This window comes from Methylovulum sp. (assembly GCF_028687615.1).
Classification (GTDB): Bacteria; Pseudomonadota; Gammaproteobacteria; order Methylococcales; family Methylomonadaceae; genus Methylovulum.
Genome location: NZ_JAQTZU010000052.1, coordinates 1 through 8,861, shown reverse-complemented (window position 1 = coordinate 8,861; position 8,861 = coordinate 1). Strand labels below are relative to the sequence as shown.

At 48.3% G+C, this 8,861-nt stretch carries 9 protein-coding genes; 2 read left to right on the top strand and 7 right to left on the bottom strand.

The window, feature by feature from the left end:
- Positions 1–108: 108 nt before the first annotated feature.
- Genes csm5 through csx2 form a run of 3 tightly spaced genes read right to left on the bottom strand, consistent with a single transcriptional unit; the run spans position 109 to position 3,415 of the window.
- On the bottom strand, positions 109–1,632 hold the full coding sequence (gene csm5 / locus PHH59_RS16750; protein WP_300018968.1) for a type III-A CRISPR-associated RAMP protein Csm5: 1,524 nt from the start codon (positions 1,630–1,632) through the stop codon (positions 109–111).
- Positions 1,629–2,228: an HD domain-containing protein gene (locus tag PHH59_RS16745; protein WP_300018965.1), complete on the bottom strand. Its 600-nt coding sequence runs from the start codon at positions 2,226–2,228 to the stop codon at positions 1,629–1,631. The genes csm5 and PHH59_RS16745 overlap by 4 nt, the downstream gene beginning before the upstream one ends.
- Complete coding sequence (gene csx2 / locus PHH59_RS16740) at positions 2,225–3,415, bottom strand: TIGR02221 family CRISPR-associated protein (RefSeq protein ID WP_300018962.1); 1,191 nt, start codon at positions 3,413–3,415, stop codon at positions 2,225–2,227. The genes PHH59_RS16745 and csx2 overlap by 4 nt, the downstream gene beginning before the upstream one ends.
- A gap of 335 nt (positions 3,416–3,750) precedes the next feature.
- Here csx2 and PHH59_RS16735 point away from each other — a divergent pair, with 335 nt between their 5' ends.
- Positions 3,751–4,599, top strand: coding sequence for a DHH family phosphoesterase (locus PHH59_RS16735; protein ID WP_300018959.1), 849 nt, complete (start codon positions 3,751–3,753; stop codon positions 4,597–4,599).
- Positions 4,600–4,751: 152 nt separating this feature from the next.
- Positions 4,752–5,876 (top strand): CRISPR-associated ring nuclease Csm6, encoded by a 1,125-nt coding sequence (gene csm6, locus PHH59_RS16730; RefSeq protein WP_300018956.1) that lies wholly within the window; start codon positions 4,752–4,754, stop codon positions 5,874–5,876.
- A gap of 252 nt (positions 5,877–6,128) precedes the next feature.
- On the opposite strand, the gene PHH59_RS16725 is transcribed toward csm6, so the two are convergent.
- From PHH59_RS16725 to PHH59_RS16710, 4 genes are all read right to left on the bottom strand, one after another.
- Positions 6,129–6,401 carry an antitoxin Xre/MbcA/ParS toxin-binding domain-containing protein gene (locus PHH59_RS16725; protein WP_300018953.1) on the bottom strand — a complete coding sequence of 91 codons (273 nt, stop codon included), beginning with the start codon at positions 6,399–6,401 and terminating at the stop codon, positions 6,129–6,131.
- Between the two features lie 32 nt (positions 6,402–6,433).
- Complete coding sequence (locus PHH59_RS16720) at positions 6,434–7,237, bottom strand: DUF3014 domain-containing protein (protein WP_300018950.1); 804 nt, start codon at positions 7,235–7,237, stop codon at positions 6,434–6,436.
- Positions 7,238–7,340: 103 nt separating this feature from the next.
- Positions 7,341–8,168, bottom strand: coding sequence for a S1-like domain-containing RNA-binding protein (locus tag PHH59_RS16715; RefSeq protein ID WP_300018947.1), 828 nt, complete (start codon positions 8,166–8,168; stop codon positions 7,341–7,343).
- 235 nt (positions 8,169–8,403) lie between these two features.
- Entirely contained in the window at positions 8,404–8,538 is a 135-nt protein-coding gene (locus PHH59_RS16710; protein ID WP_300018944.1) for a hypothetical protein, read from the bottom strand.
- Positions 8,539–8,861 lie beyond the last annotated feature (323 nt).

Here is an 8,861-nt window from a genome sequence, read left to right as displayed (position 1 = left end):
CAGACCTTAACCCTATCGAACACAAATGGGCGCAACTTAAATCCATCCGTAATAAGTTCCGATGTTCCGTTGACGACCTCTTCACTGAGGCAGTTACAGGACATCTTTTTATATCGGATTAGCTATAGTAGTTAGTTTTGGATTTAACGTGCCGCTAATCGGTTGGGTTTTGGGGTTGGCTTTTTCGTATTCTTGCCGTAATTCGAATATTTGGCGTTGGGCTTCGGTCATTTCTGCCAATTGCGCGGCTTTTTCGGCCTCCGCTTGATCTTTTAAGCGTTGTTGTTCGGCGGCTTCGGCTTCTTGCTGGGCTTTTAGGGCTTGTTTTATTTGTTCTTGAGCTAAGAATTCGGCTCGTTGTTTGGCAAGCTGTTGCAAGTGTCCTTGACGTTGGTAATCCGCTGCGGCGTAGTGTTTCAAAAAGGCGTGGGTTTGGTCTAACACGGTGTCGCCGATTTCAACCAATACCCAGCCGAAGGGCAATAAATCTTGTTGCTGGTCTTTATGATGGGCGGCGAGCCAAATTGTGGTGGGTTTTGCTAAGTATTTAGGCGCGTTGCCCTTGCCTTGCATAATTTTGATATGCCGCACGCCTTCGAGCGTATTACTTTCTGCACCGCCGTGTTGCCCGACACGCAGTAAAAACGCTTGCTGGTTTCTGAAGGCATCGCCTAATTCATTGGCTAACAATTCCTCTAATCCGTTTGCCCAAGCTGGGTTGGCGTAATTTAGTTGGCGTAACATTGCCAATTCATTTTCCAATTGCGGCAAAAAGAATTCATTACAGGCATGACAAATATCGCGGAGTGACCAACGATAATGGCTGTTTTTATCGGTCAAAAATGACAGATCAAAGATCAAGCTACGACTTCGGTTTGCCGATATACACTCTAAAAGCTGTGACGGCCACTTAGCTTCGAATTTAGAAACTTTATTTTTGCGGTTCACTGCAAAACGAATTTCCGTAGGGTTTAAGTTATCAGCATGGTGATAAGCGGCATCGCCAATTTTTAGTAAACGCAGCGGATCGCCCTTAATGTTTTTTACTGGATTATCGGAAATGGCTTGATAATCCAATAAGCGTTTTTGTAATTTATCGGCTTCGCCTTTTGGCGCATCACGGTTTGAATCCAAACGCATGGGCAACGGATCTCCTTCATTTAACGCATTGAGTAACGCGGTGCGTATCGCGCCCTTAATGGAGCTGCCCGCAAAATACGGCATTTGGTGGTACGGGTTAAAGGCATGACGGGCAATGTTCAGCTGATTATTAACTTCTCTTCCCCTTCCTTCACGTTGCGAAGTTTGTCCGATTCTGGTTTTATAAAATGTTTCGAGCTGCTCGGATAAAGGCACTGAATGCGTGGCATGAAGCTGTAATTTATCTTTTTTGCTGTGAATAAATTGCTGCAATTTCTTAATGCCGTTATCGCCTTGTTCTTCGGCTATTTTTGATAAGGCATTTTTTTCTGGCAAGGTTAAGGTGGCAAGTAAACCTTCTTCTGAAAAATGATGCAAGAATCCGTCGTCAATAACGTAATTGGTAGGGTAGTAGTCTTCACCACAACCGATATGTACGGGGCTTAAGGTTGAAACCGTGCAGCGGATGGTGTTCAGAAAGGGGTTAATCATACATTGGACTCCAAACAAACAGGATAAACAGGTGCGTAGCCTTGAGCAAGTACAGGAAAAATGGACACAGGGCTTAAGGGTTTTAGCCTGTAGCGGTACTTAAAATCGGTATTTTCTTTTTTAGGTGGCTGATGAATGCCTTCAAATAAAGTCAGTTGCCGACTTTGATAATGATTTTTTTCTTCAGCTTGGTTGTATGTTTCAAACGATTCCCGCTCAAAACCAGAGGCTACGCGATCAGCCGTAGCAATAATCCACTGCAAAAAAGTATCAGGTTTATGATGTGCGGCCGCGGCATTGATTAAGGAATCATCGGTTTCCCCGCGATTTTTCCAGCTCCCAAATGGGTACACGTTCTCACCCACTAATTTCGGCGCGTGTTTTTCCAATATATCCACTGCCATGCCTGTATAAGCAGCGTGTTTATGGGTGTAATGTTGCGTGTCTTTATGCTTTGGGCAATAAAGCTGTTGGTTAATGTCTATTTCTTCTTGCTTAATCGGCAATTTTGCCCGTTCGGCAAATTTGCCGATGTCGTGCAGGAAACCCGCCAAAGCCACACGGCTAGAAGCCTGTAAAAGTTCATCAGGGTTCATTTGGAATCCTTGGGTAATAAGGTGTTGAATATGCGCGTCAGTTCGGCGTGTAAGTTGGCTTTGCTAGCCAATGCGCGTTGGGTTTCTACGATATCACTACGGCTTCCGTGTGCCAGCGAATTCCGTATGTTACGCAGTTGCTTGTAATCGGCATTTTTGTCTATCATCGCGGCGACTTTTTCCCGGTCACGAAAATCTTGCGGGTCTAGTTTGGGTACGGTCTTGTCCTGTTGCATAGCCAAGGTGATCAGGGCTTCATAGCCCAATGCGGCGGCACGCAAATAATCGCCTTGTTGCAAGTAAAAATAGGCATTGCTTTGTTGCCGTTGATAGAGCTTATCTTCCTTATGCCAGGCGATGCGTTCTCGTAAACTGTCTTCAAATAACGCGCCGATGCCTGTTAAGCCATTTGCCGTCGCGGCGGTAAATTTTTTTAAGGGCGCTCGGGCGTTGGGGATATTCAGCGTATTCTCAAAAAACGCCGCGTCTTCCAAACATTTCGCCGTTTCTGGTGCCATGCCGTCTTGTTGCAACAGCTCAGAAAAGGGCGCGAGATTGCCTGTTTTATTAAAACCGTCCAAAGCGTGCAGCCATTCGGCTATGTTTAGCAAGCCGTTGAGTTGCATCACGGGGGTTAAACCCTCTTTAGTCCTATCCAGTGCGCCGTAATAAATGCCGTTAATGATGGCGGCGCGGGCGGTTTGTAGATACATCGCGCTAAGCAAACCTAGCATGGGCAAATGCCGTAAGCCGTGGGTCAGGTCTAACGAGATGGTATCGCCCGCTTGGATGGCTGAAGCCATGATTTGCAGGATTTCAATCTGCTCGGCGAGGTTGTCGCCGTAAGGGATGCGTTTTAGCTGGCAATCCACTTGTAACTCCTGGCCAACGGGATGGGAAAAATCATCCAGTTGCGCTTGGCTGACGCTGTTGGTTTCCACCGCTTCACTTAAATTAACCCATTGTTCATGACCGTCCGTGCTTAATTGTTCGCATAACACGTCCCACATACTGCCTGATGTGCCGAGTATGACCAGTTTTTCGGGTTTGATATGTTTGTTTAGCGCGAAACTGAAAAAACGGGCGGTTTCTCGGCTGTCGTCAGCAAAACAATAATCGGCTTGCCGATATTGTCCGTTTTCTTGTTTCGAGGATTTGCCTAAAAAACTGATGAGGATATGTGCCATTGCGTAAGCTCCGATTTGAATTGTTGGCGTATGTTGCTGTAGGAAATTCATTATTGCTGGTTTAACAATTTTGTTGGGACTTCATTAAGCTAAAAACTATTATGGTTTTGATACCCTTTCCCACCGTCCAGATATGAATGCTATTGAACCGATGTCCTTTTTTCTGGTCGCCGCTATTGCAAATAACCAGAAAACCCCACCATGCTCCCGCTTTCCCTAACCTCTGCCGGAGCCTTTTATTGGCCTTATCTTTGACCTTGAACTTAAATCTCCCTTGCGATGCCTGGTTCCGAAGGGATTAAAATGGCAAGATCACCCATTACCATCCGTATTTAATGATGACACCCTACCGCACACTGATTATTTATCACGCCGATTGCCTGGATGGTTTGGGGGCGGCATGGGCGGCTTTCTGTCACTTTGGCCAGGAGGCGCGTTATATTGCCGCCCGGTATGGTGGGCGTTTTCCGCGATTTCAGGCGGGTACGGACATTTATATACTCGATTTTTCGTATCCGCCCGAAGTGTTGCTGACCGCCGCCAGCACGGCGGCATGCGTCACGCTGATTGACCACCATGCCACGGCGATGGGGCAATGCCGGACGTTTTTCGATACCCGTCCTTGCCCAGACAATCTGCGCTTGTGTTTCGACATGGCCCGAAGCGGCTGCGTGTTGAGCTGGCGGCAGTTTTTTCCGGGGCGGGAGGTGCCGCCCATTTTGCTGCATATTGAAGACCGTGACCTGTGGCAATTTACCTTGCCGGGTACGCAAGCGATCACCAGCGCCCTGTACGAACAAATGCCCATGAGCCTGACGGATTTTGGCAGCCAACAGTTGCCGGAGTTGTTGCGGGTGGGCGGCATCCAAACGGCACAGCTTGCCAAGATGGTACAAAGGCTGGTCAAAAGCTCCCATCGGGTTGATTTGGCAGGTGTAAAAGGGCTTGCTGTCAATGCGCCCTCGTTTTTTTCCAGTGATTTAGGCCATGTCCTGGCAAAAAAGTCGGGGACTTTCGGGATGACTTACCAGTATGATGGCGGTAAGCGGCAATGGGTGTTTGGCTTACGATCAATCGGGGCGTTTAATGTCGGGGCTGTCGCGGAGGGCTTTGGCGGTGGCGGCCATCTGAATGCCGCCGGTTTTACCTTGCCCGACAACCCTTTTTTACCTTGGCCGGGATGACGTAAGGAATCCCGGCGTTTTGTGGCTTCATTGCCGGGATTACGCTATCGGCTCCATCCCGGCCTACGCACTAAAAGACCTGCAATTGGATGGTTAATGGCAATTCAATTTATAACAATCCCCTAACCAGTATTTTTCAAACGGACGGCGTAATGAAACACCCACATCAATATCCCAAAAGAATTTTGCTCGCGGTAAGCGGCATGTCACCGCAGATTGTCACCGAGACCTTATACGCGTTAGCCATTACCCAACAAGAACAACCGACCGAAATCCATTTGATCAGCACTAACACGGGCAAACAAAAAGCGGAGGAGCAATTGTTGCACGATGAAAACGGGCAGTTCCACCATTTGTGCCGCGATTACCACTTGGAGGGCATCCGGTTCAATGCCGATTCCATTCATGTGATCCCCGACAAAAAAGGGATTTTGTTGGACGACATTAAAACGCCTGAAGAAAACGAAGCGGCGGCAGATTTTATCACCCAAAAAGTCAACGAGTTCACCCGTGACGAAGACAGCGTGTTGTATGTGTCCATTGCGGGCGGGCGCAAGACAATGGGCTATTACTTGGGCTATGCCTTAAGTTTGTATGGGCGCGTGCAAGACAGTTTGTCGCATGTGCTTGTGACGGAACGCTATGAAAGTTTGGCCAACTTCTTTTATCCCACCCCTTACAGCCACCTGATTAAAGACCGCGACAACCAGGAACTGGACGCGCAATCCGCACAAATTATGCTTGCGAATATCCCGTTTGTGCGCTTGCGGGCTGGCATCCCGCATTTTTTGCTGGAAGGTAAGGCCAGTTTTAGTGACAGCATCCGCTTTGCGCGGACGGTCGAATCCGACCCTTTGCTGGAAATCAACGGCAAAAGCTTGTTCGCCAATGGCGTGGCGGTGTCATTGACGGAGATTAATGTGGCTTTTTATGTATGGATGATCCAACAGACCGTTTTTAAGAAGGGCCAAGTCAAACGCCTGACGAGTGCCAATACGGATTATTCCAACAGTTATTTATCGGTTTACAGCCGTATCACCAATGAGATGAAAACTAAAAATAAAACCACAAGTGCCTTAGTCGATGGAATTACGGCAGAGTGGATTAGTGATCGCCGCAGTGACGTGAACAAAGCGTTTAAAAAAGCTTTGGGTACGAATGCCGCCCAAGCTTTTTTAGTACAAAGTATGGGCGAGAAAAACCACCATCGCCATTATTCCTTGACCTTAACAGAGCAACAGATTGTCGGGTTCCCTTCGGCTTTAACCAAGTTGTAAACAGTACGGCATAGCCAGCAATGGTAGTGTCGCAAATGTTTGCAAGGGGTGGGAGTCCGGCTTGATTGGCGGGCAAAGCTAGCCTGCTAAATTGATAAATTGCCGGTAAGCGGGAAGATTCCGCCCAGCGGGTTGTCCTTTCCGGTGATCTTGCCCCGCTTTATCGGAAATTATCACCGGATAAAGGTTGGTGCGCCCACATGGGGTGATGGGCGCGGTAAACGATGCCGCTAAACTGCCGGATCGGCAAACTCAAGCGTAACCGCCCTCGGCAATGCGGGTCAGATAAGCTTTGACGGCATCGGCGCGGCCTTCTTTGACCAATTCCTCGGCGGTTTTGTCGCCAAACGACGGCAAGGGTTGGGAGCGGAACCAGGCAAATGCACGTCCCACGCCACCCGACCATTCGGACACGCGGTTGATGATGTCCACGGTATCGCGCAAACGGGCTTGGGCGGTACTGTCGCGTCCACAGCCCAACTGCAACCCTGCACCACAAGCCACGCTTCTGGCCCAGTCGTTCACCTCACTTCGTTTCAATATCCGTCTTTCTCTTCTCAAACCTTGTCAGGTTTATCTGTTTCTAGCTTTTCAAGCAGCACTCTCAGTTTATTTTGAATCATCCGCGTGTTTTCTGGGCCCATACGCAACATTTGTTTATGTACAGGATTTAATGCTTCCAGTTGTGGGTCGGCGTATTGATAGCGCAACGGTGTTTTGACCAGCGGAATTTGACCTTCGATAATCGGCGCGGACAAAATTTCCGTGACGGCTTTGTTAAATAGTGTTTCCAACGTGTATTCTTCGGGATAACTGAATTCGGAAAAAACCTGTAGCAATAAAGGCTTGAAGGTTTTATAAATAGCAATCATCGCGTCGGTATTGCTATGGTCAATCGCCTGGGCTAAGGCGTTATAGCGTTGGTAGCTTTCATCTGCGATAAAAATCCCGCCGTTTTGCTGCTTGACCGCGAATGGCTGTGTTAGCTTCAAAAAATCCAGGTGTTTGTTAATCCGCAAACCTTGCGAAAGATCATTGGCGATGACCATAAATTTTCTGATCAGCCCGTCACTTGCCAGCCACGGTGCCAGTTCCGGTGCGGCGTCCGTGATGGCTTTGCGTACTATAAAATCGCTGCTGTCGAGTTCGGGTAAAATAATCTCGGCGGCAGGTGATTCAATAGTTTGAACCGCGCCTAAGGGTGGTTCCGGTTCCGATGGCTTAGTTTTCGATGTGGGTTTTGCAGATGGTTTTATCGCGGAGCCGTCTGCTAACATGAATAAACGGCTGATGGGTTCGAAAACACCGTCAAAAACAGGCCGGGCGAAAAATCCCGCCAGCGCGGCACAAATCATCAACATAATTACCGCTAAGATCGGAACGCCATTTTGGTTTTTGGATTTAAACCGTGAATAGCGCGCCGTCTCCTTATCATATCGTCCCATATAAACCCCAATCTAAATGTTAGCCAACCAGCCTGATGGCGGTTTTGTCCAAGGTGATTTTATGGTCTTTGTACAACGCGCCAATCGCTTGCTTGAAGACTTTTTTGCTGACCCCAAAAGTGGCATAAATTTCCTCAGGCGGGCTTTTGTCGCTCAACATCAGCACACCATTATTGGCCCGTAATTTTGCCAAAATAGTGTCGGTGATCGATTCTACCTTGCCGTAACCTGGCTGATGCAGGCTTAAGTCGATTTTGTTATCTTCCCTGATCTGCTTGATATAACCGTCGAGCTTTTGGCCTTGATGGACGGGCTGGAACAGCTCGTTTTGATATAACATGCCCCAGCAACTGTGGTTAATAATCGCTTTAACGCCCAAATCGGTCTTGTCAGCAATGATCAACGACACTTTTTCACCTACCTGAAAATCTTCTGACGTTTCTTCAAGAAAGCGGTTGATTTTGGTGGTCGCCAGTATGCGGCTTTTGTCGTCAAGAAACAGCCTGACCAAATAAGACCGCCCCACTTCCATTTCCAGATGCTGCTCACTGAAAGGGACCAGCAAATCTTTCGGCAACCCCCAATCCAGAAATGCGCCGGTATAGTTGACCGACACCACGGGCAACCAGGCAATCTCATCGGCCTGGGCCAAAGGCATGCGCGTCGTCGCCGCCAGATGCCCGTCCATATCGACATAAACAAACGCTTCCAGACTGTCATCCATTTGGTAATGAGGGGGGATTTTATTGGCTAGCAACACTTTGTTTGAAATCCCGTCGCCGAGATAAACATCAGCCCCTTGCTGTTTGACGATTTTCAGGGTATTGGTTTTGCCGATATGGATCATAGGGGTGAAGTCCTCTCAAGGAAATAAAGCGGTTTATTATACAACAGCCTTTGGTCGGCTATGTGCCTAAGCCGTAGGGCATAAGTACCAACACAAGCTTTTTGGCCGTCATTCCGGCAGGGGGAGCGTAGCGAGGGTTGGCCGGAGCCGTTAGACCGCGAAGCGAATCCAGTTCACAGGGATGTGAAATTTATCTGAACCCCGACGTTTTTTCACCTAAAAACAGTCAGCAATTTCAAACATTGCCATCCTTGGCTTCTGGATTCCGGCAATCCGCCAGAATGACGGTGTTCAAGGCTTGTTTATAATCGCCGCCGCGTGAAAAAACGGATGTTCCGTTGATGGCGCACACCACAATTGCACTGGACAAAATGGATGTTTGGTGGCTAGCTCTAAAGTGTGGACGCTGAGTTCACAGTGCGCATCGGCGGCTTGCCGGGCGGTTGATGTTGCCATTAAGCGGGTTTTTACCTGGCCTGGAATTGGGGCTTTGCAAAACAACATTAAAACGGCATCGGGATAAAGGTAATTCATGTTTTATGGGATTTATTTTCGTGTTGGGTTGGGTTGGGTTGGAGCCACGCAGTATCGTAGCAACGTTGCCATGCAAGACCTGGAAGCATCGCCGTTGACAACACGCTACAATGTGCAGCAGTTTACCGCATCGTCCATTCCCCCACTCAAGAACACCAT

Coding starts and splice junctions, on each gene's coding strand:
- csx2 (WP_300018962.1), bottom strand. CDS start 3,415: ATGGCACATATCCTCATCAGTTTTTTAGGCAAATCCTCGAAACAAGAA.
- csm5 (WP_300018968.1), bottom strand. CDS start 1,632: ATGATTAACCCCTTTCTGAACACCATCCGCTGCACGGTTTCAACCTTA.
- PHH59_RS16715 (WP_300018947.1), bottom strand. CDS start 8,168: ATGATCCATATCGGCAAAACCAATACCCTGAAAATCGTCAAACAGCAA.
- csm6 (WP_300018956.1), top strand. CDS start 4,752: ATGAAACACCCACATCAATATCCCAAAAGAATTTTGCTCGCGGTAAGC.
- PHH59_RS16720 (WP_300018950.1), bottom strand. CDS start 7,237: ATGTTGATGATTTGTGCCGCGCTGGCGGGATTTTTCGCCCGGCCTGTT.
- PHH59_RS16735 (WP_300018959.1), top strand. CDS start 3,751: ATGATGACACCCTACCGCACACTGATTATTTATCACGCCGATTGCCTG.
- PHH59_RS16745 (WP_300018965.1), bottom strand. CDS start 2,228: ATGAACCCTGATGAACTTTTACAGGCTTCTAGCCGTGTGGCTTTGGCG.